Raw genomic sequence first — 21,960 nt, 5'->3', positions numbered from 1 at the left:
CCATTTCCGCCTTTTTATGGAGTCTGTTATTGCGCTGCAGGTGCCGGTTTCTGCAGCATGCCCCGTGTTTCGATGAACTTCACCACGTCGGCCACGCCCGCCAGGGTTTTGAGGTTGGTCATCACAAAGGGCTTGAGACCTTGGGCGTTGGTGCGCATGCGCACGGTATCGGCGCGCATCACCTCCAGGTCGGCACCCACATGCGGGGCCAGGTCGGTCTTGTTGATGACGAACAGGTCGCTCTTGGTGATGCCGGGGCCGCCCTTGCGGGGGATTTTCTCGCCAGCGGCCACGTCGATGACGTAGATGGTCAGATCGCTCAGCTCGGGGCTGAAGGTGGCTGCCAGGTTGTCGCCGCCGCTTTCGACGAACACGATATCGGCGTTGGGGAACTCGCCCAGCATGCGGTCGATGGCTTCGAGGTTGATGGAGCAGTCTTCGCGGATGGCAGTATGGGGGCAGCCGCCGGTCTCCACGCCCAGGATGCGTTCGGCGGGCAGGGCGCCGCTCACCGTGAGCAGGCGCTGGTCTTCCTTGGTGTAGATGTCGTTGGTGATGGCGATGAGGTCGTAGTCATCGCGCATGGTCTTGCACAGCATTTCCAGCAGTGTGGTTTTGCCTGAGCCAACGGGGCCGCCAACGCCCACGCGCAGGGGGGGCAGGTTCTTGGTGCGGTTCGGGATGTGGTGCAGGGTGCTCATGATCGGAAGAGGCGGGAGTATTGGGTTTCGTGCTGGGCCGACAGGATGGCCAGCATGGGCGAGAAGGCCTGCCGTTCGCTGTCCATCAGGCCGATCGCATGGTCTGCGGCATCGGGGATGGCGTCAGCCAGCCGGGCCAGGATGCGCTGGCCCGCGCTTTGGCCCAGCTGCATGGATTTGAGTGCGGCCTGCACCATGTTCTCGGCCCAGCCAAAGGCGTAGGCCAGCAGCACTGTGCGCACGGGCGCCTGGGTGGTGGATGCGGCCAGCGCAAAAGCCACGGGGTAAGTGGGTGGAAGTGCCGCCAGGTGGCGCACGGCCGGCATCAGGGCTTCGTCGTCCTGGTGCTGGTTGCGCAGCCAGTCGGCCATCGACCGGCCCATTTGCTCGGTTTGCAAGCGCAGCTCGCTGGTCTCGCGGGTGTGTTGTACCCAGTCGTTGAGCGCTTGCACTTGGGCCATGTCGCCACGGCGCCAGGCGCCTACGGCCTTGGCGATCAGGGCCATGTCGCCGCGCGACTGGGTGATGTGCAACTGGTCGAGCAGCCAGTTGGCCACTGCGGCTTCGGTGGAAAGGTTTGCGTTTTCAATGGCGCTTTCCAGCCCTTCGGAATACGAGAACCCGCCCACGGGCAGCGCGGGGGAGGCGAGCCACATGAGCTGCAGCAGGCTGGCCGCGGGCAGGGGGGCGGTGCGGTCTGTACGCATGCAGGCGCTCCGCTGGCTCAGTGGTCGTGGTTGCAGTGCGGGCCATGCACATGGCCTTGTGCGACCACCGGAATGGCCACAGCGCGAACGCGAGCGGGCGCAGCTGCCGGCCCCTGCCCGTGCGAATGGCCGTGCCCATGGTCGTGTGGGTGGTCGTGCCCATGGTCATGCCCGTGTTCACCGTGGGCGTGGTGCCCGCCGCCATGCCCCGCCGCATACGCACCGCCTTCGGGCTCAAACGGCAGCTGCTGTTCGTTCACGATCAGATGCATGGCGCGCAGCATCTCGGCCAGCACATGGTCGGGCTCGATCTTGAGGTGGTCGGGCTGCAGTTCGATGGGCACGTGGCGGTTGCCCAGGTGGTAGGCGGCGCGGGTCAGATCGAAAGGGGCGCCATGGTTGGCGCAGTGCGTGATGACCAGCACCGGCTGCGGCGCAGCCAGCACGCGCACCAGCGAGCCGTCTTCGGCCACCAGCACATCGCCGCCGCGCACCACGGTGCCGCGTGGCAAAAAGATGCCCAGTTCTCGGCCTGCCGAATCGGTGGCCGCAAAGCGGCTTTTCTGGCGAATGTCCCAGTCCAGATCGACCGTGGTGGCGCGCTTGAGCAAAACGGGAGCAAGGCCTTGGCCCTGGGGGATGAGTTTGGAGACCTGGATCATGGACGGAGCGTCAGAAAAGGAAATAGCGCTGCGCCATCGGCAACACCGTGGCGGGTTCGCAGGTGAGCAATTGTCCATCTGCGCGCACGGTGTAGGTCTGTGCGTCCACCTCCATGCGGGGCGTGTAGCTGTTGTGCACCATGTGCTGCTTGCGCACGCCGCGGATGTTGTGCACGGCGCTGAGCTGCTTGCGCAGGCCGAAGCGCTCGCCAATGCCCGCGTTCAGGCCGGCTTGCGAGACAAAGGTCAGCGAGGTCCTGGCGATGGCACCACCAAAGGCGCCGAACATGGGCCGGTAGTGCACGGGCTGCGGCGTGGGAATGGAAGCGTTTGGGTCGCCCATCGCAGCCATCGCGATCAGGCCGCCTTTCAGTATGAGCGCAGGCTTGACGCCGAAGAACGCGGGCTTCCAGATCACGATGTCGGCCCACTTGCCGACCTCGATGGAGCCCACCTCGTGGCTGATGCCATGGGCAATCGCGGGGTTGATGGTGTATTTGGCCACGTAGCGCTTGATGCGCGTGTTGTCGTTTCGCGCGCTGTCGCCTTGCAGGCTGCCGCGCTGCAGCTTCATCTTGTGCGCGGTCTGCCAGGTGCGCAGGATGACCTCGCCAACGCGGCCCATGGCCTGGCTGTCGCTGCTCATCATGCTGATGGCGCCCAGGTCGTGCAGGATGTCCTCGGCTGCAATGGTTTCCTTGCGGATGCGGCTTTCGGCAAAGGCCAGGTCTTCGGCAATGCTCGCATCGAGGTGGTGGCACACCATGAGCATGTCCACATGCTCGTCCAGCGTGTTCTGGGTGTAGGGCATGGTGGGGTTGGTGGAGCTGGGCAAAAAGTTGTCTTCGCCCACCACGCGCAGGATGTCGGGTGCATGGCCGCCGCCCGCGCCCTCGGTGTGAAAGGCGCAGATGCCGCGCCCGCCCACGGCGGCGATGGTGTTCTCCACAAAGCCCGATTCGTTGAGCGTGTCGCTGTGGATGGCGACCTGCGTGTCGGTTTCCTCTGCCACATCCAGGCAGTTGCTGATGGCCGATGGGGTGGTGCCCCAGTCTTCGTGCAGCTTGAGGCCAATGGCGCCTGCGTTGATCTGTTCGTGCAGCGCATCGGGCAGGCTGGCGTTGCCCTTGCCGAGGAAGCCCAGGTTCATCGGGAAGGCGTCGGCGGCCTGCAGCATGCGCTCCATGTTGAAGGGGCCGGATGTGCAGGTGGTGGCCAGCGTACCCGTGGCCGGGCCGGTGCCGCCGCCCAGCATGGTGGTCACGCCGCTGGCCAGGGCTTCTTCCACCTGCTGGGGGCAGATGAAGTGGATGTGGCTGTCGATGCCGCCCGCGGTGACGAGGTTGCCTTCGCAGCTGATGACCTCGGTGCCGGGGCCGATGACGATGTCCACACCGGGTTGTGTGTCGGGGTTGCCCGCCTTGCCGATGGCGGCGATGCGGCCCGCGCGCAGGCCGATGTCGGCCTTGAAGATGCCGGTGTGGTCCACCACCAGGGCATTGGTCAGCACCGTGTCCACTGCCCCTTGTGCGTTGCTGCGCTGGCTTTGCGCCATGCCGTCGCGGATGGTCTTGCCGCCGCCAAACTTCACCTCTTCGCCGTAGCTGCCCGCGCGCAGGGTGTAGTCGGCCTCCACTTCGAGGAGGAGTTCGGTGTCGGCCAGGCGCACGCGGTCGCCCACGGTGGGGCCGAACATCTCGGCGTAGGCGCGTCGTCCAATGGTTGCCATGGGTGGGGTGCTCCGTGAGAACGGTTTACTATTTTTTTGATAGCTGCTTGGGCAATGAATACCTGCGCTATCTGCCAATTTGGCTTGAATTCGCTACAGCGCGCCTTGCGTCAGGCCCTGGAAGCCGAACACGCGGCGCTCGCCGGCGTAGTCCACCAGTTCCACGGTGCGCTCCTGGCCGGGCTCGAAGCGCACGGCGGTGCCGGATGCAATGTTCAGCCGCATGCCGCGCGCAGCCGCACGGTCAAAGCCCAGGGCGTTGTTGGTCTCGGCAAAGTGGTAGTGCGAGCCGACCTGGATGGGCCGGTCGCCGGTGTTGCGCACCACCAGCGTGAGGGTGCGGCGGCCGGTGTTGAGCTGGTGTTCGCCGGGTTCGGTGAAAAGTTCGCCGGGGATCATGAAGGCTCCTTCGAGGGAATGCTCAGGCCATTTGCGCCAGCAGCGCGCCACCCAGCATGGCCACGCTGGCACCTGCGGCGCGGGCCGGCCACACATGGCAGTGGCGCAGAGCCCAGCCAGCCGCCAGGCCCGCGCTGTGCAGCAGCACGGTGGCCGTCAGCATGCCTGCCAGGGTCAACCAGGCGCTGTCGCTGCCTGCCAGCTCGTAGCCGTGGGCCACTCCGTGGAAGACGGCGAACACGCCCACACCCAGCGCCGCCACCAGCCCGGGCACACGCAGGCGCGACACGACCAGCAGGCCCGTGACCAGCAGCGACGCCGCAATCATCGGCTCCACCGCTGGCAGCGCCACGCCCTGCAGGCCCAGCACGGCGCCCACCAGCAACATGGCGGCAAAGCCCACGGGGCCCCACAGCAGATCGCGCCCGGCGCTGCGCGCGGCCAGGGCGCTCCACAGGCCCACTGCGACCATGGCGGCCAGGTGGTCCAGCCCGAACAGGGGGTGGGCCAAGCCGCTCAGAAAGCTGTTGTGGATGTGGGATTCAGCACTGGTATGGGCGTTGGCGCTGTTACCGATTGCGCTGGCAGCTATGAAAAGAAGAGCGGCTGTGTGGCGGTGTGAGAGGGCGATGCGCATGGGTGCTCCACGGAGAGAAGAGGGGAATAGAAGGGATCAGACGATCGGCTGGTGCACCGTCACGAGCTTGGTGCCATCGGGGAAGGTGGCCTCCACCTGGATGTCCGGAATCATCTCGGGGATGCCTTCCATCACGTCCGCGCGGGTCAGCACGGTGCGGCCTGCGCTCATGAGCTGCGCCACGGTCTTGCCGTCGCGCGCGCCTTCCATCACGGCGGCGCTGATCAGGGCCACGGCCTCGGGGTAGTTGAGCTTCAGCCCCCGGGCCTTGCGGCGCTCGGCCAGCAGGGCGGCGGTGAAGATCAGCAGTTTGTCTTTTTCGCGTGGGGTCAGTTCCATGGTGTACCGAGTGAGCGAGTGGAAGCGAATCCATCATAGGCAGCAAGCCCCGTGCCCGCCATACGCCAGAGGGCGAAGGTGCACCGCATACGAAGGCAACCCGTGGCATGGAAACTGCACTTGCAGGGGCTGCCGCCGCCCTTTGCCCATGCCTCCCTCCATCGCCTCCCTTGCCCCGCCCGACGCCAGTTCGGCCCCTGTGCCAGGGCCGGATGCCGACGCGCAGGCGCCCCAGCAGGTCGTCAAGGTCCGGCGTGACTACAACAGCTGGGTGGCCACCGAGACCATGGAGGACTACGCGCTGCGCTACACGCCCCAGCGCTTTCGCAAGTGGTCCGAATGGCGCGTGGCCAACACGGCGTTCGGCGCCGCGTCCTTCCTGATCCTGGAGGCCGTGGGCGCCACGCTGCTGGTGCAGTACGGCTTCATCAATGCCTTCTGGGCCATCATGGCCACGGGGCTCATCATCTTCCTGGCGGGCCTGCCCATCAGCATTTACGCCGCGCGCTATGGCGTGGACATGGATCTGCTCACGCGCGGCGCGGGTTTTGGCTACATCGGCTCCACGCTCACCTCGCTCATCTACGCCAGCTTCACCTTCATCTTCTTTGCGCTGGAGGCCGCCGTCATGGCCTACGCGCTGGAACTGGCGCTCGACATCCCGCCCACCTGGGGCTACCTGATCTGCGCCGTGGTGGTGATTCCGCTGGTCACGCACGGGGTATCCGTCATCAGCCGCCTGCAGGTGTGGACGCAGCCGCTGTGGCTGGTGATGCTGGTGGTGCCGTTTGTGTATGTGCTGGTGCGCGATCCTGGTGCATTTGTGGGGGTCGTGCACTACGGTGGGGAGTCAGGGCGCAATGCAAGTTTTCAGCTGCCCGTGTTTGGTGCGGCACTCACCGTCGGTATTGCGCTCATCACCCAGATGGGGGAACAGGCCGACTACCTGCGCTTCATGCCTGCCAGCACCCCGGACACGCGCGGGCGCTGGTGGCTGGGCGTGCTGGTGGGCGGTCCGGGCTGGGTGGTGCTGGGGGTGCTCAAGATGCTGGGCGGGGCGCTGCTCGCCTACCTGGCACTCACCCACATGGTGCCTGCCGACCGCGCGGTGGACCCCAACCAGATGTACCTGGCCGCGTATGAATATGTGTTCCCCCACTACGGCTGGGCGGTGGCGGCCACGGCCTTGTTTGTGGTGATCTCTCAGCTCAAGATCAACGTGACCAACGCCTACGCGGGCTCGCTGGCTTGGTCCAACTTCTTCTCGCGCCTCACGCACAGCCACCCGGGGCGCGTGGTGTGGGTGGTGTTCAACACGCTGATCGCCTTCATGCTGATGGAGATGAATGTGTTCCGCGCCATGGGCGAGGTGCTGGGGCTGTACTCCAACATCGCCATCGCCTGGATCATGGCCGTGGTGGCCGACCTCGTCATCAACAAGCCGCTGGGCCTGTCGCCCAAGGGCATCGAGTTCAAGCGCGCGCACCTGTACGACATCAACCCGGTGGGCGTGGGCGCGATGGCGCTGGCGTCCCTCCTGTCCATCAGCGCGCACCTGGGCCTGTTCGGCCCGCTGCCACAGGCTTTCTCGGCCGTGATCGCCATGGCCGTGGCGTTTGTGGCCGCGCCGCTCATTGCCTGGACCACACGCGGCCGTTACTACATCGCGCGGCAGAGCGCACCCGTGGCCATGCCCATGGTGGGCCCCGTGCCGGGTACTCGGGCCGCCGACCTGGGGACTTTCCAGCGCCTGACCGTGCAGCGCTGCGTGATCTGCGAGCGCGAGTATGAAGCCCCCGACATGGCCCAGTGCCCCGCCTACCGAGGCGCCATCTGCTCCCTGTGCTGCACGCTCGATGTGCGCTGTGGCGACCTGTGCAAGCCGCATGCGAGCATGGCGGTGCAGTGGTCCGCCGCCCTGCGCTGGGTGTTGCCGCGCGCCATGTGGCGCTACCTGGACACGGGCCTGGGCCACTTCCTGCTGCTGATGCTGGTGATCGCACCGCTGCTGGCGTCGGTGATGGGCATGCTGTACCACCAGGAGCTCAACACCCTCGCGCAGGCGGCGACCCATACCGAAGTGCTGGCTGCGCCCGAGGTCGCCTTGCGCTCCGGCCTGCTCAAGGCTTACCTCGCGCTGCTGGTCATCTCGGGCATCGTGGCCTGGTGGCTGGTGCTGGCGCACAAAAGCCGCCAGGTGGCGCAGGAGGAGTCGAATCGCCAGACGGGCCTGCTGGTGCGCGAAATCGAGCTGCACCGCCAGACCGACGAGGCGCTGCAGACCGCGCGCAGCGTGGCCGAGCAGGCGCAGCAGGCCGCGGAGCAGGCCAACCATGCCAAGAGCCGCTATATCAGTGCCATCAGCCACGAGATCCGCACGCCGCTCAACTCCATCCTGGGCTACGCCCAGCTCATGGGTGAGGACGCGGGCGTGCCGCCGCACCGCAAGCAGGCCGTGCATGTGATCCGCCGGGGCGGCGAGCATTTGCTGTCGCTCATCGAAGGCACGCTGGACATTGCGCGCATTGAATCCGGCAAGCTCACGCTGGATGTGGCGCCCATGCGCTTTGCTGACGGCCTGCACGAGATGGCCGCATTGTTCGAGCTGCAGGCCGCCGCCAAGGGCCTGGCGTTCACGTTTGATGTGCAAGGGGTGATTCCGGAGGTGGTGCGCGCCGACGACAAGCGTCTGCGCCAGATCCTCATCAACCTGCTGGGCAACGCGGTCAAGTTCACCGTGCAGGGCACCGTCACGCTGCGCGTACGCTATGCGCGCGAGATGGCGCGCATCGAGGTGCAGGACACCGGGCCGGGCCTCACGGCTGAAGAGATCGAGCGCATCTTCGAGCCCTTTGCGCGCGGCGGATCGGGCGGTGGCAGCACCGCTGCCGCGCCGGGTGCGGGGCTGGGCCTGACCATTGCCAAGATGCTCACCGCGCTCATGGGCGGCGAGCTGACAGTGAGCAGCACCCCGGGTGTGGGTTCGGTGTTCCACGCCAAGCTGTTCCTGCCCGAAGTGCATGGCGATGCGTCGGGCAAGGCCGCAGCGCCGGCGGCGCGGGCCGCACACGGCCAACGCCAGCGCAAGGGGTACGCGGGCGAGCGCCGCCGCATTCTGGTGGTGGACAACGAGGAGCCCGACCGCGAGCTGCTGGTGCAACTGCTCGAACCCCTGGGCTTCGAGCTGCGCCAGGCCGCCAGCGGCCACGATGCGCTGGACTTGCTGTCTACCGGGTACCGGCCGCACGCGGTCTTCATGGACCTGGCCATGCCGGGCATCGATGGCTGGGAAACGCTGCGGCGCGTGCGGCAGATGCACCTCGAAGACCTCCACTGTGCCATCGTCTCCGCCAATGCTTTCGACAAGGCGCTCGACAACGACGTGGATATCCGCCCCGAAGACTTCATCGTCAAACCCGTGCGCCACAGCGAGCTGCTGGACTGGCTGGAGCGCCGCTTGGGCCTGCAGTGGCAATACGACGAGGCCTCCGGGGCGCTCGCTGGGGCTGAACCCGCGCTGGGGTCTCATGCGCCCGTGCCCCTCACTTACCCCGATGCCGCTGCGCTGGTGGCTTTGGCACAGGCGGTGTCCTTGGGCTACTACCGGGGCATTCTCAACACCCTGGATGACATTGAACGCAGCCAGCCTGCGCACAGCGCTTTTGTCGGCACCATGCGGCAATTGGCCAAGCAATTCCAGTTCGATGCTATGGGCCAGATCCTGGAGCAGGCACCCTCGTGATGACCACTGCCAACCCCCTTCCTTCTCAACCACCCACAGCGCCCGCCAGCGCGCTGGACCGCAGCGACAGCGACGTGGTCCTGATCGTGGACGACGTGCCCGACAATCTGGTCGTGCTGCACGACGCGCTCGATGAATCCGGCTACACCGTGCTGGTGGCCACGCACGGTGAAGCCGCATTGCAGCGCGCTGCGCAGGCCCTGCCGGACATCGTGCTGCTCGACGCCATGATGCCCGGCATGGACGGCTTTGAAGTGGCGCGGCGCCTGAAGGCCTCGCCCGCCACCGCGCATATCCCCATCATCTTCATGACCGGCCTGACCGAGACCGAGCACCTGGTGGCCGCGCTGGAGGCGGGCGGCGTGGACTACGTCACCAAGCCCCTCAAGCCGCGCGAGGTGATGGCCCGCATGGGCGTGCACCTGGGCGCGGCCCGCAAGGCCCGGCAGGACGCCCGCCAGGCGCGCGAGGCGCGCAACGCGCTCGATGCCTTTGGCTACGCCAGCATCACCGTGCGCGCCGCGGACGGGCGCATCGTGTGGCAGACCCCGCTGGCGCGCGAGCTGCTGCAAAGCTACTTTGGCGAGGTAGGCCCCGATGGCGCACCCACCCCGTTTGGCCAATGGGCGCCCGAGCCCGTGCAGGCCTGGCTGCGCCGCCATGTGCTGGCCGACAACGCGGCCGAGCGGCTGGAGGCTTCGCTGGCCGAGCCGCCGCGCCTGGCGGTGGAGCAGGGCGCGCGCAGGCTCACCTTCCGGCTGCACCAGCAGGCGGGCGACAGCGCGGGCGGCGGCGACTGGCTCATCGTGATGCGCGAGGTGTCCGACGCCAAGATCATCGAATCCATGAGCCTGTCCTTCAAGCTCACCGCACGCGAGGCCGAGGTGCTGTACTGGGTGCTCAAGGGCAAGATCAACCGCGACATCGGCGACATCCTGGGTGCCAGCCCGGCCACGGTGAAGAAGCACCTGGAGCGCGTGTTCGCCAAGCTCGGCGTGGAAACACGCACGGCCGCAGCCGCCATGGCCATGAACCGCATCCGCCAGTTGCACCCGCAGTTCGAGGGCTGAGCGCGGGTGGAACCCGTGCGGTGTACGCCACCCGGCGTATTTCCCAAGCCGGCCGCGCTCTCCAGAATCCATTCCATCGCCCGATCACACATGGCACCCCACCGGGGCCACCGTGTGAAGCGGTTCGATGGATTGCAACCACCCACTGGAGAAGCACACATGCAACGTCGTCATTCCCTCAAGGCCCTCGCGGCCGCCGCTGCGCTCGCTGGCCTGTCTGCACTGCCAGCCCACGCCCAGGACACGATCAAGGTCGGCATCCTGCACAGCCTGTCGGGCACCATGGCCATCTCCGAAACGGTGCTGAAAGACACCGTGCTCATGGCCATCGACGAGATCAACGCCAAGGGTGGCGTGCTGGGCAAGAAGCTGGAACCCGTGGTGGTGGACCCGGCCTCCAACTGGCCCCTGTTCGCCGAAAAGACCAAGCAGCTGCTGGGCCAGGACAAGGTCTCGGTCATCTTCGGCTGCTGGACCTCGGTGTCGCGCAAGTCGGTGCTGCCCGTGGTGGAAGAAATGAACGGCCTGCTGTTCTACCCCGTGCAGTACGAGGGTGAAGAACTGTCCAAGAACGTGTTCTATACCGGTGCCGCGCCCAACCAGCAAGCCATCCCTGCGGTGGACTACCTGATGAGCAAGGACGGCGGCGCTGCCCGCCGCTGGGTGCTGCTGGGCACCGACTATGTGTACCCCCGCACCACGAACAAGATCCTGCGCGCCTACCTCAAGTCCAAGGGTGTGAAGGATTCCGACATCGACGAGAAGTACACGCCGTTTGGTCACAGCGACTACCAGACCATCGTGGCCGACATCAAGAAGTTCAGCCAGGGGGGCAAGACGGCGGTGGTGTCCACCATCAATGGCGACTCCAACGTGCCCTTCTACAAGGAACTGGGCAACGCCGGCCTGAAGGCCAAGGACGTGCCGGTGGTCGCGTTCAGCGTGGGTGAAGAAGAGCTGCGCGGCGTGGACACCAAGCCGCTGGTCGGCCACCTGGCTGCCTGGAACTACTTCCAGTCCATCAAGAGCCCTGAGAACACCGCCTTCATCAAGAAGTGGAGCGATTACGCCAAGGCCAAGGGCATTGCCGGCCACAAGGACAAGCCACTCACCAACGACCCGATGGAAGCCACCTACATCGGCGTGAACATGTGGAAGCAGGCCGTGGAAAAGGCCAAGAGCACCGACGTGGACAAGGTGATTGCCGCCATGGCCGGCCAGACCTTCAAGGCACCGTCGGGCATCGTGAGCAAGATGGACGAGAAGAACCACCACCTGCACAAGAGCGTGTTCATCGGCGAGATCAAGGCCGACGGCCAGTTCAACGTGGTGTGGAAGACCCCTGGCCCTGTGAAGGCCAAGCCGTGGAGCCCGTACATCGAAGGCAACGACAAGAAGAAGGACGAGCCTGAAAAGAAGTGACACCCCCTGAGGCGCTAGCGCGCCTTCACCCCTCTCTCACGCTGGCGCGTGGGAGGGGGGACGCCGCCAGCGCGGCGGGGCGGCCCTTGCGCGGCGGCTCTCGCCTTCGCATCGCGCCTGCACGGCGGCCCACTGCGACTTCAAAGAGCCTCCTTCATGTATTCCTCTTTTTTTTCTCGTCTGATCGCCTGCCTGTTGCTGTGGGTGACGGTACAGGCCCACGCACTCACCGCCGAGCAGGCCCTGGCCATGGCCGCAGGCGAAACCGACGACCGCGTGGCCGCCGTGCAGCAGGCCGTGGCGGAGCCCAGCGAGCGCACCGCCGCCTTCCTGCGGGCGCTGGCCGATGATGCAGTGAAGGTCGCCGGTGGCAAGGCCCTGATCGTGCGGGACGACAAGGGCATCGACCCCGTCACCGGTGCCGAGGTGCCCGTGCCCGCGGACGCCGAGGAAATCATCAACAACAACCGCATGCGCGGCGAGATCGACACGGCCCTGGCGGGCCTGGCGCTGTTTGGCAAGGACGAAGCCCAGCGCATGGCCGCAGCCAAGGCGCTCACCAAGGAGCCCGATGCGGGCCGCCTGCCCCTGTTCGACAAGGCGCTGGCGCAGGAAAGCAACGACAAGATCAAGGCCCAGCTGCAGCTGGCGCGCGCCGCCACCTTGCTGGGCAGCGACGATGCCGCGCAGCGCATGGCTGCCGCGCAGGCCCTGTCGGCCAGCGCCACGCCCGACACGCGCCTGCTGCTGAACGAGCGCGTGGCGGTCGAAGAAGACGCCAAGGTCAAGTCAGCCCTGCAGGCCGCGCTGCGCACCCTGGACGAAAAACTGGCCTGGGGCGAACGCCTGGGCGCAGCGTTCTCGGGCATCAGCCTGGGCTCCATCCTGCTGCTCGTCGCCTTGGGCCTGGCCATCACTTACGGCCTCATGGGCGTGATCAACATGGCCCATGGCGAGCTGATGATGATCGGCGCTTACGCCACCTACGTGGTGCAGGGCATCTTCCAGAAGCATTTTCCGGGCGCGTTCGACTGGTACCTGGTCGCCGCGCTGCCGCTGGCGTTTGGCGCATCCGCCGCCGTGGGCGCGGTGCTGGAGCGGGGTGTGCTCCGCTTCCTGTACGGCCGTCCGCTGGAGACGCTGCTCGCTACCTGGGGTATCAGCCTGGTGCTGATGCAGCTGGTGCGCACGATTTTTGGCGCGCAGAACGTGGGCGTGGAAAACCCCGCGTGGATGAGCGGCGGCGTGCAGGTGCTCTCCAACCTCACGCTGCCGTACAACCGCCTCGTCATCATTGGTTTTGCTATTGCCGTCCTGCTGGGCATGGGCTACCTGATTGGCCGCACGCGCCTGGGCCTGTTCGTGCGCGGCGTCACGCAAAACCGCCCCATTGCTTCGTGCATGGGCGTGAACACCGCGCGCATCGACACCATGGCGTTTGCGCTGGGCTCGGGCATTGCGGGCCTGGCTGGCTGCGCCCTGAGCCAGGTGGGCAACGTGGGGCCGGACCTGGGCCAGAGCTACATCGTCGATGCCTTCATGGTGGTGGTGCTGGGCGGCGTGGGCCAGCTGGCGGGCACGGTGTATGCCGCGCTGGGTCTGGGCATCCTGAACAAGTTCCTTGAAGGCTGGGCGGGCGCCGTGCTGGCCAAGATTGCGGTGCTGGTGTTCATCATCATCTTCATCCAGAAGCGGCCCCAGGGCATCTTCGCGGTCAAAGGGCGTACGGCCGACTGAAGCACCAGAGACGACAGATCATGACTACGCCAACCTCTCCCAACCTCCAACTGCCCGCACCCGCGCCGCTGCTCACGCGCGGTGGCTGGTCGGCCTTCATCGTGGCGCTCATCGTGGTGTGCGCCGTGGCCCCCGTGCTCAACCTGTGGGTGCCCGCAGGCAGCCTGTTCCACCTGTCGGACTACGCCGTGGCGCTGCTCGGCAAGATCATGTGCTACGCCATCTGCGCGCTGGCCATGGATCTGATCTGGGGCTACACCGGCATCCTGAGCCTGGGCCACGGCCTGTTCTTTGCGCTGGGTGGCTACGTGATGGGCATGTACCTCATGCGCCAGATCGGCCGCGACGGCAACTACCAGAGCGACCTGCCCGATTTCATGGTGTTCCTGGACTGGAAGGAGCTGCCCTGGCACTGGGCGCTGTCCGACAGCTTTGTGGCCACGCTGGTCCTCATCGTGGCTGTGCCCGGCGTGATTGCGTTCGTGTTCGGCTACTTCGCCTTCCGCTCGCGCATCAAGGGCGTGTACTTCTCCATCATCACCCAGGCCATGACCTATGCGGCCATGCTGCTGTTCTTCCGCAACGAGACGGGCTTTGGCGGCAACAACGGGTTCACCGACTTCAAGCGCATCCTGGGCATGCCCCTTGCCACTCCGACCATGCGCATGACGTTGTTCGTGCTGACAGGCGTCACGCTGCTGGGCTTCTTCCTGTTGGCCCGCTGGCTGGTGCGCAGCAAGTTCGGCCGTGTGCTGCAGGCGGTGCGCGACGCCGAGAGCCGCGTCATGTTCTCGGGCTACTCGCCGCTGCCCTACAAGCTCACCATCTGGACCATCAGCGCCATGATGTGCGGCGTGGCAGGCGCGCTGTATGTGCCCCAGGTCGGCATCATCAACCCCGGCGAGATGAGCGCCGCCAACTCCATCGAGATAGCAGTGTGGGCAGCCGTGGGCGGGCGCGCCACGCTGATCGGGCCCATTGTGGGCGCGTTCATCGTCAACGGCGCCAAGAGCTGGCTCACGGTGACGGCGCCGGAGTTCTGGCTGTACTTTCTGGGCGCGCTGTTCATTGCCGTGACGCTGTTCCTGCCCGATGGCGTGGTGGGGCTGGTCAAGAAGCTCAAAGCAAAAATGACAACCACGAAGGGAGCTGCGCAATGACGCCCGATCTGATGGAAGAAGGCGCGCTGCGGCTGCAGAAGACGCTGGCGCCCGCTGCGCTGGGCCAGACCGAGTCGGGCGGCCGCGCCGCAGGCTTCTCGCGCGTGGCGGTGCCGGGCGAGGTGGACGTGACCCATGGCCGCATCCTGTACCTGGAAGACGTGCACGTGAGCTTTGACGGCTTCAAGGCCATCAACGGCCTGAGCCTGGACATCGCGCCCGGCGAGCTGCGCTGCATCATCGGCCCCAACGGCGCGGGCAAGACGACGATGATGGACATCATTACCGGCAAGACGCGGCCCGACACAGGCACGGTGTTCTTCGGCTCCACGATCGACCTGCTGCGCCACAACGAGCCCGAGATCGCCAGCTTAGGGATAGGCCGCAAGTTCCAGAAACCCACGGTGTTCGAGCAGCTCAGCGTGTTCGAGAACCTGGAACTGGCGCTCAAGACCCACAAGGGCGTGAAGTCCAGCATGTTCTTCCGGCTCGACTCCGCGCAGTCGGACCGCCTGGCCGAGATCCTGCACACCATCCACCTGGCGGGCAGTGTGACGCGCCAGTCCGGCAACCTGAGCCACGGGCAAAAGCAGTGGCTCGAGATTGGCATGCTGCTGATGCAGGACCCGAAGTTGCTGCTGTTGGACGAACCGGTGGCGGGCATGACGGATGAAGAAACAGCCCGCACGGCAGAGCTTTTTCTGGCTTTGAAGGGAAAGCATTCGTTGATGGTGGTGGAACACGACATGGGCTTTATCCGCACGATTTCGGAGAAGGTGACGGTGTTGTGCGATGGGTCGGTGTTGGCGGAGGGAACGCTCGATCAGGTGCAGGCGGATGAGCGGGTGATTGAGGTTTATCTGGGGCGGTGATCGTGTTTTGCCACTTCTTCGTCTCCGCTGGCCTGGCTGTCCTCGATCCGTTCGGGCTGAGCTTGCCGAAGCCTGGGCGCTACCTCGGAACCGTTCGGGCTGAGCTTGTCGAAGCCTGGGCGTGCGGGTTGGGAAAGCGTGCTTGGGTTCGGGGCGGAGGCCGGGAGTCGCCCGGCATGCAAGTAACTTTCTTTTGCTTCGCCAAAAGAAAGTCACCAAAGAAAAGGCGACCCCCAGTCTGCGACCCCTTCGCTGTGCGAAGGGGCAAACCTGCGGCGTGTCGGTTGCGGGGTGCGCCGTGGAACTCGCTTTGCGCTGTGCGCGCCGCTCGGACAGCCACGGCGAGTCAGAGCACGAAGCATGGGCGCTTCGACGCCCATGCCACCCCGCAACCGCCCCGCCGCAGGCGCAGCCAGCAGGGGGTGGGAAATCCGAACATCCAACAGCCGAACAGCCCTACGGGCCATCGCTTCGCTCGGCCCCACCTTGCGGGCGCAAGCGCCACGCGCTGTGCAGGCGAGGCCGAGCGCAGCAATGGCCCGTGTGGATGTCCGCACCCAGGGTTCCCTTCAGGATGTGCCGAGGAGCGCAGCGGCCAGTGGATAAGGGCTCGCGATTGTCTGAGCGCAGTGAAACGAAGCGAGTTGGAGCGAGACCCCGCTGGACGCGAGCACCGCAGGTTGCCCGTAGCGAAGCGCAGGGACGCAGCCTGTAGGGTCGCCCTTTCTTTGGTGACTTTCTTTCGGCGAGACGAAAGAAAGTTACTCGCATGCCGGGCGACTCCCGGCCTCCGCCCTCAGCAAAAGCACGTCGCCCAAACCAGCACCCAGGCTCAGACAAGCTCAGCCCGTCCGTTCGGACTCAACACAGAAGCTATAAAAACAATAGCTAATAGCGCTTGCTGAACAGGCGCCAGCAGCCAAAAACACTCAAAAGACCACCATGCTCACCGTCCAAAACATCAACCAGTACTACGGCGGCTCTCACATCCTGCGTGACGTGAGCCTCACCGCCACCCCCGGCAAGGTCACCGTGCTGCTGGGCCGCAACGGCGTGGGCAAGACCACGCTGCTCAAAAGCCTCATGGGCCTGGTGCCCATCAGAAGCGGCTCCATCAGCTTCGATGGCAAGCCCATCGACAAGGCCACCCCGTACGAACGGGCCCGGGCCGGCATCGGCTTCGTTCCCCAGGGGCGCGAAATCTTCGGCCGCCTCACGGTGGAAGAGAACCTGCGCATGGGCCTGGCCTACAAAAGCGGCTCCACGCCCGTGCCTGCGCACCTGTACGAGCTGTTCCCCGTGCTCCAGCAGATGCTGGGGCGCCGGGGCGGCGACCTGTCGGGTGGGCAGCAGCAGCAGCTGGCCATTGCGCGGGCCCTTGCGCCCGGGCCGCGCCTCTTGATCCTGGACGAGCCCACCGAGGGCATCCAGCCCAGCATCATCAAGGACATCGGCCGCGTGATCCGCATGCTGGCCGACACCGGCGAGATGGCCATCCTGCTCTGCGAGCAGTACTACGACTTTGCGCAGGAGCTGGCCGATGACTACCTGGTGATGGAGCGCGGCGAGGTCATTGCGCGTGGCCCCGGCAGCGAGATGGAGGCGAAGGGTATTCGCAAACTCGTGGCGATTTGATCGTGGGCTCCATGGCAGGTCTGCACCAGCGCCTGTTGCCTACATGGACCAGATGCGGGGCGGTGCGGCGTCGAGTTGCCACAGGGCCGCACGCCATGCGGACCGCACCTGCTGGAGCAGTTGCATCGCCGGCTCTACCTGCGGCGCCAGCACGCGGAGCACCACCACCTGCCCGTTGGGGCTGGTGGCGCCTGCGGTGGCCTTGAGTGCATGGGTGTCCATCAGGGCGCGGGCAGCGTCCAGAGCGGCATCGCGCCGGGCCTTGCCCATCGGGGCGCCCGTTGTGAAGAACAGGCTGGCCACGCAGCGGTGCCCTGCCAGACCCAGTGGGCTTTGCAGCAGGCGCCGGTCGGCAGCATCTATCACGCCGCGCTCCAGCCACAGGCCGGGCACCTCGATGTGCTGCACGAAGCGGCCGGTGTCAAAGGCTTGCCCGGCATGCGGCAGGCCCAGCGCGGTGACATCCCAGCCCATGCATTCGGCACCAGGGGCGATATTGATCGTGAGGTGGTTTTCTGCCTGGCAGGCGTTGTAGCAAAGCGACTCCAGCGGCAGCCATTCCAGGCGGGAGTTTTCTTCGAGTGAGAGGTGTGTGCGCTGCAGGGCGCGCTCTCCGGTGGAGCGGTAAAAGCGCGTGGCACCCGGCGTTGTGACCAGCCCGTGGGCGCCGGGTCCCACAGATGCCGTGATGTCCAGAGTGTCCCCCCCCACCAGACCGCCCGGCGGGTGGACCAGCACGTTGTGGCAAATGCCGTCACCTTCCGGGTACAGGCTTTGCAGGATGCGCAGCGGCCCGTCGTGCTCGAAGCGCGCCACGGTGCGGGCGTTCTCCAGGGTGTAGTTCAGCTGCAGGCGGGCGTACCAGGGCATATCGGATGGACAATGTCGCTACTAAATAAATAGCTGATTATGAGCGTTGGACGAGCGCAAAGCACCCTGTAGGCCAGGGATCAGGTGCCGTGCCAGGCCGCCAGAATCCTGTGTGTGGCGCGCTGGATTTCTCCAGCAACGCCGGGCCCACGCATTCGACGGGGCCAGACGCGGTGGTCGTGCAATAGGCCTCGGCCAGCAGCGTACCTTCGGCCCCGGCGATCACCGCCCCAAAAGGGTGAGTGCCACGCGCCCGAGCGGTGCATGCCCAGGCGATGGCCTGGCGCAGGAGGCGGGTGCCTGTTTTGCCCAGCGGCACGGGCATGTCGAATGCTGGCGGGTGGGTCGCCATGAAGGTGTGCATGGTTGTCTCCTGCAGTGTGCAGGGTGGGCGCGTGTTGCAAGGACCCGCACACTGCCTGCCACCCGTGCCATGGCCATGCATTTGGCGTGCCAACCGCCATGTGTCACACCGCGCAGGAGTGCTGGCCTCCTGACCGTCGGTAAACGTGCCGGGATTTGCACGCTGCAAGACCCCGAGCGCGTTTTACAGCCAGGGCTTGAGCCAGCCCAGGCCGTCCGACGTGGCATGGGGCGCTGCGCCGCGCGCCGGGCGGTACTCGCAGCCGATCCAGCCGCCGTAGCCCAGGCTGTCGAGCAGCTGGAACAGGTAGGTGTAGTTCACCTCGCCCACATCGGGCTCGTGGCGCTCGGGCACGCCCGCGATCTGCAGGTGGCCTACATTGCCGGTGGGCAGGTACTGGCGGATCTTCATGGCCAGGTCGCCTTCCACGATTTGCGCGTGGTACAGGTCCATCTGCACCTTGACGTTGGTCGCACCGATCTCGGCAATCAGCGCGTGGGCCTGGTCCTGGCGGCTCAGGAAGAAGCCGGGCATGTCGCGGCCGTTGATGGGTTCCAGCAGGATCTGGATGCCGTGGGGCGCGGCCTGCTCGGCGGCGTGGCGCACGTTGGCGATGTAGGTGGCACGCACGGTGGCCGCATCGGCACCCTGTGGCACCAGGCCGGCCATCACGTGGATGCGCGGGCATTGCAGTGCCTTGGCGTACTCGATGGCCTTGGCCATGCCTTCGCGGAACTCGGCCTCGCGCCCGGGCAGGCAGGCCAGGCCGCGCTCGCCCGCATCCCAGTCGCCGGGCGGGGCGTTGAACAGCACCTGCTGCAGGCCGTTGGCCTGCAGGCGCGTGGCCAGTTCCTGGGCGGGGTAGGCGTAGGGGAAGAGGTATTCCACCGCTTGGAAGCCGTCGTGGGCGGCGGCGGCAAAGCGGTCGAGGAAGTCCACGTCGTTGTAGAGCATGGACAGGTTGGCGGCAAAACGGGGCATGGGTGTCTTTCTGTCTGGGGGGGTGAGGGCTGGGCCTTACCACTGCGCGCCAAAGGCCTGGCGCAGTTCTTCCATCTGGGGCTCGGTCAGCGGCGTGGGGCGGGGCTGGCACAGCAGCCACAGGCGGGCGGTTTCTTCCAGCTCTTCGAGCACGGCCATGGCGGCGGCGGGAGTGTCGTGCCACACATTGGGCCCCAGCCGCGCCAGCATCACGGCGCGCACGGGGTGGCCCTGCGCGGCATGGCGGGCGATGGTCTGCGCCACCAGTGCCGCCGCAGCCGCATCGCCGGGGCGGTGGTAGGGGATATGCGGCACCCGGCCCACCTTCATGACAAAGTAGGGCGTGATGGGGGGCAGCAAGGGCGCATCGGGCGCGAGCTGGCCTCCTGCCGCCGTGTCGGCATGCAGCGAGCAGGCCACCAGGTGCGTGCTGTGGGTGTGGATGACGCAGCGGGCAGGTGCCGCCGTCGATGCCGAGGCCTCGTAGATCTGCCGGTGCAGCGCAATGGTCTTGCTGGCCCGGTCACCCGCCACCTGCTGGCCCTGCGCGTCCAGGCGCGCCAGCCGCTCGGGCTGCAGCGTGCCCAGGCAGGCGTCGGTGGGGGTGATGAGGTAGCCATCGGCCAGGCGCACGCTGATGTTGCCTGCGGTGGCATGCACATAGCCCCGCTCGAACAGGCTGCGGCCCACGCGGCAGATGTCGTCGCGGGCGGTGCTCTCATCCATGAAGGCGGTGGTGGTGCTCATGCCGGCAATTGTGCAAAAGCCTTGGTGAAGAAATCGGTGCTGCCGAAATTGCCCGATTTCAGCGTGATGTGCAGGCCGTCCACCGCGTCGGGCGCCACCGCATGGCACCACGGCACGCCGGGGTCGATCTGCGCGCCAATGCGCATCTGCGTGATGCCCAGGGCCTGCACGCAGGCGCCCGAGGTTTCGCCGCCCGCCACGATGAGCTGGCGCACACCGCGCTGCACCAGGCCGCGTGCAATGGCGGCGATGGTTTCCTCCACCATGGCGCCCGCTTTTTCGGAACCCAGCTTGCCCTGGATGGCGCGCACGGCCGAGGGCTCGGCGGTGGAATACACCAGCACCGGCCCCTGGCCGATGTGGCCTTCGGCCCAGGCCAGCGCTTCGGCGGCTACATCCACGCCTGCGGCGATGCGCAGCGGGTCGATGGCGAGGGCTGGCTTGCCCGCCTTGATGAAATCCATGACCTGCTGGTTGGTGGCCACCGAGCAGCTGCCCGACACGATGGCCTGCAGCCCTTGCGCTGCGGGCAGGCGGGCTGCCTCGTTGCTGGGTGCCACGCCAAAGTTGCCCGGCAGGCCAATGGCCACGCCCGAGCCCGCCGTGACCAGCGGCATGCCCTGGAGCGCCGGGCCCAGGCGCAGCAGGTCGGCATTCGACACCGCATCGACCACGGCCATGCGCACACCCTCGGCCTTCAGTTGATCGATGCGCGCGCGGATGGCGGCCTCGCCCTGTGCGACCACGCTGTGGTCGATCAGGCCCACGCGGCTCTCGGTCTGCGCCTGCAGCACGCGCACCAGGTTGGGGTCGGTCATGGGCGTGAGCGGGTGGTTCTGCATGCCGCTCTCGTTCAGCAGCACATCGCCCACAAACAGGTAGCCCTTGAATACCGTGCGCTTGTTGTCGGGGAAGGCGGGCGTGGCGATGGTGAAGTCGGTGCCCAGGGCCTGCATCAGCGCATCGGTCACGGGGCCGATGTTGCCCTCTGCCGTGCTGTCAAACGTGGAGCAATATTTGAAATAAATCTGCTCGACCCCCTGCGCCTGCAGCCACTGCAGGGCGGCCAGCGACTGGGCGATGGCTTCGTCCTTCGGGATGGTGCGCGACTTGAGCGCGACCACGATGGCATCGGCCTCCGCATCCAACGGAGCCGTGGGCACGCCCATGGCCTGCACCACGCGCATGCCTGCGCGCACCAGGTTGTTGGCCAGGTCGGTCGCGCCGGTGAAGTCGTCGGCAATGCAGCCCAGCAATGCGCGTGTCATGCCTTCTCCTTACCCTCGGGCAGCGTGATGCCGGGGAAGATCTTGATCACGGCGCTGTCGTCTTCCTTGGCAAAGCCTGCGGTGGAGGCCTGCATGAACATCTGGTGCGCGGTGGCGGCCAGCGGCAGGGGGAACTTGCTGGCGCGGGCGGTGTCCAGCACCAGGCCCAGGTCCTTCACAAAGATATCGACGGCCGACAGCGGCGAGTAGTCGCCCGCCAGCACATGGGCCATGCGGTTTTCAAACATCCAGCTGTTGCCCGCGCTGTGGGTGATGACCTCGTACAGCGCTGCAGCGTCCACGCCTTCGCGCAGCCCCAGGGCCATGGCTTCGGCGGCCACGGCAATGTGCACCCCGGCCAGCAGCTGGTTGATGATCTTGACCTTGCTGCCTGCGCCCGCCTTGTCGCCCAGGCGGTACACCTTGCCGGCCATGCCGTCGAGCACGGCATTGGCTGCGGCATAGGCCTCGGGCTTGGCCGAGGTCATCATGGTCATCTGGCCCGATGCGGCCTTGGCGGCGCCGCCGGAGATGGGGGCGTCCACATAGTGCAGGCCCAGGGCGTTCAGGCGCGTTTCGAGTGCCACCGACCAGTTGGGATCGACGGTGGAGCACATCACAAAGGTGCTGCCGGAGCGCATGGCCGCAGCCGCTCCGCCCTGGCCATCGTCACCAAACAGCACGCTCTCGGTCTGCGCGGCGTTCACCACCACCGACACCACCACATCGCTCACCGCCGCCAGGGCGGCGGTGGTGGCGTGGGCCGTGCCGCCGTCTGCCACAAAGGCATCGGCCACGCCGGGGCGCACGTCGCACACGTGGATGGTGAAACCGTTGTTGCGCAGGGTCTTGGCAATGCCAGCGCCCATGGCGCCCAGGCCGATGATGCCTACGATGGGTCGGGTCATGTTGTCAGTC

19 protein-coding genes are annotated in these 21,960 nt (G+C 66.4%); 7 read left to right on the top strand and 12 right to left on the bottom strand.

The window, feature by feature from the left end:
• Positions 1-26 precede the first annotated feature (26 nt).
• From ureG to K225_RS0100950, 7 genes are all read right to left on the bottom strand, one after another.
• Positions 27-701, bottom strand: a complete 675-nt coding sequence (gene ureG, locus K225_RS0100980; protein WP_034711468.1) for an urease accessory protein UreG — start codon at positions 699-701, stop codon at positions 27-29.
• Positions 698-1,408 (bottom strand): urease accessory protein UreF, encoded by a 711-nt coding sequence (locus K225_RS0100975; protein WP_026434661.1) that lies wholly within the window; start codon positions 1,406-1,408, stop codon positions 698-700. The genes ureG and K225_RS0100975 overlap by 4 nt, the downstream gene beginning before the upstream one ends.
• 17 nt (positions 1,409-1,425) lie before the next feature.
• Positions 1,426-2,070, bottom strand: coding sequence for an urease accessory protein UreE (ureE, locus tag K225_RS0100970; protein WP_026434660.1), 645 nt, complete (start codon positions 2,068-2,070; stop codon positions 1,426-1,428).
• Between the two features lie 10 nt (positions 2,071-2,080).
• Positions 2,081-3,799 carry an urease subunit alpha gene (ureC, locus tag K225_RS0100965; RefSeq protein WP_026434659.1) on the bottom strand — a complete coding sequence of 573 codons (1,719 nt, stop codon included), beginning with the start codon at positions 3,797-3,799 and terminating at the stop codon, positions 2,081-2,083.
• A gap of 93 nt (positions 3,800-3,892) precedes the next feature.
• On the bottom strand, positions 3,893-4,198 hold the full coding sequence (locus K225_RS0100960; RefSeq protein WP_026434658.1) for an urease subunit beta: 306 nt from the start codon (positions 4,196-4,198) through the stop codon (positions 3,893-3,895).
• A gap of 22 nt (positions 4,199-4,220) precedes the next feature.
• Entirely contained in the window at positions 4,221-4,835 is a 615-nt protein-coding gene (locus K225_RS0100955; RefSeq protein ID WP_026434657.1) for a HupE/UreJ family protein, read from the bottom strand.
• 36 nt (positions 4,836-4,871) lie between these two features.
• Positions 4,872-5,174: an urease subunit gamma gene (locus K225_RS0100950; RefSeq protein ID WP_026434656.1), complete on the bottom strand. Its 303-nt coding sequence runs from the start codon at positions 5,172-5,174 to the stop codon at positions 4,872-4,874.
• Between the two features lie 148 nt (positions 5,175-5,322).
• On the opposite strand from K225_RS0100950, the gene K225_RS0100945 reads away from it, so the two are divergent.
• The 7 genes from K225_RS0100945 (at position 5,323) to urtE (ending at position 16,812) form a co-directional block, all read left to right on the top strand.
• Complete coding sequence (locus tag K225_RS0100945; protein WP_026434655.1) at positions 5,323-8,916, top strand: ATP-binding protein; 3,594 nt, start codon at positions 5,323-5,325, stop codon at positions 8,914-8,916.
• The gene (locus K225_RS0100940; RefSeq protein ID WP_026434654.1) at positions 8,916-9,986 is read left to right on the top strand and encodes a response regulator; all 1,071 of its coding nucleotides are present in this window, start codon (positions 8,916-8,918) and stop codon (positions 9,984-9,986) included. Before K225_RS0100945 ends, K225_RS0100940 begins: the two co-directional genes overlap by 1 nt.
• A gap of 159 nt (positions 9,987-10,145) precedes the next feature.
• Positions 10,146-11,408, top strand: coding sequence for an urea ABC transporter substrate-binding protein (urtA, locus tag K225_RS0100935; RefSeq protein WP_026434653.1), 1,263 nt, complete (start codon positions 10,146-10,148; stop codon positions 11,406-11,408).
• Positions 11,409-11,564: 156 nt separating this feature from the next.
• Complete coding sequence (gene urtB, locus K225_RS0100930) at positions 11,565-13,145, top strand: urea ABC transporter permease subunit UrtB (protein WP_026434652.1); 1,581 nt, start codon at positions 11,565-11,567, stop codon at positions 13,143-13,145.
• Positions 13,146-13,165: 20 nt separating this feature from the next.
• A complete protein-coding gene (gene urtC, locus K225_RS0100925) occupies positions 13,166-14,305 on the top strand; it encodes an urea ABC transporter permease subunit UrtC (RefSeq protein ID WP_026434651.1) in 1,140 nt (379 codons plus the stop codon).
• The gene (urtD, locus tag K225_RS0100920; RefSeq protein WP_026434650.1) at positions 14,302-15,177 is read left to right on the top strand and encodes an urea ABC transporter ATP-binding protein UrtD; all 876 of its coding nucleotides are present in this window, start codon (positions 14,302-14,304) and stop codon (positions 15,175-15,177) included. The genes urtC and urtD overlap by 4 nt, the downstream gene beginning before the upstream one ends.
• A 942-nt stretch (positions 15,178-16,119) precedes the next feature.
• Positions 16,120-16,812: an urea ABC transporter ATP-binding subunit UrtE gene (gene urtE / locus K225_RS0100915; protein WP_026434649.1), complete on the top strand. Its 693-nt coding sequence runs from the start codon at positions 16,120-16,122 to the stop codon at positions 16,810-16,812.
• 39 nt (positions 16,813-16,851) lie between these two features.
• Here the strand turns inward: urtE and K225_RS0100910 are convergent, their stop codons facing one another.
• The 5 genes from K225_RS0100910 to ltnD all read right to left on the bottom strand — a co-directional run bounded on the left by K225_RS0100910 (position 16,852) and on the right by ltnD (position 21,950).
• Positions 16,852-17,682: an urease accessory protein UreD gene (locus K225_RS0100910; RefSeq protein WP_026434648.1), complete on the bottom strand. Its 831-nt coding sequence runs from the start codon at positions 17,680-17,682 to the stop codon at positions 16,852-16,854.
• Positions 17,683-18,229: 547 nt separating this feature from the next.
• Positions 18,230-19,027: a 2-oxo-tetronate isomerase gene (gene otnI, locus K225_RS0100905; RefSeq protein WP_026434647.1), complete on the bottom strand. Its 798-nt coding sequence runs from the start codon at positions 19,025-19,027 to the stop codon at positions 18,230-18,232.
• Between the two features lie 36 nt (positions 19,028-19,063).
• Positions 19,064-19,753 (bottom strand): aldolase, encoded by a 690-nt coding sequence (locus K225_RS0100900; protein ID WP_026434646.1) that lies wholly within the window; start codon positions 19,751-19,753, stop codon positions 19,064-19,066.
• A gap of 17 nt (positions 19,754-19,770) precedes the next feature.
• Complete coding sequence (otnK, locus tag K225_RS0100895) at positions 19,771-21,042, bottom strand: 3-oxo-tetronate kinase (RefSeq protein WP_026434645.1); 1,272 nt, start codon at positions 21,040-21,042, stop codon at positions 19,771-19,773.
• Positions 21,039-21,950: an L-threonate dehydrogenase gene (gene ltnD, locus K225_RS0100890; protein ID WP_026434644.1), complete on the bottom strand. Its 912-nt coding sequence runs from the start codon at positions 21,948-21,950 to the stop codon at positions 21,039-21,041. Before ltnD ends, otnK begins: the two co-directional genes overlap by 4 nt.
• Positions 21,951-21,960 lie beyond the last annotated feature (10 nt).

Origin of the sequence: Acidovorax sp. JHL-9 (assembly GCF_000426205.1) — a bacterium.
GTDB lineage: Bacteria > Pseudomonadota > Gammaproteobacteria > Burkholderiales > Burkholderiaceae_C > Acidovorax > Acidovorax soli.
Note: the sequence above shows the minus strand (reverse complement) of the source record. Positions and strands in the feature narration are given on the sequence as shown.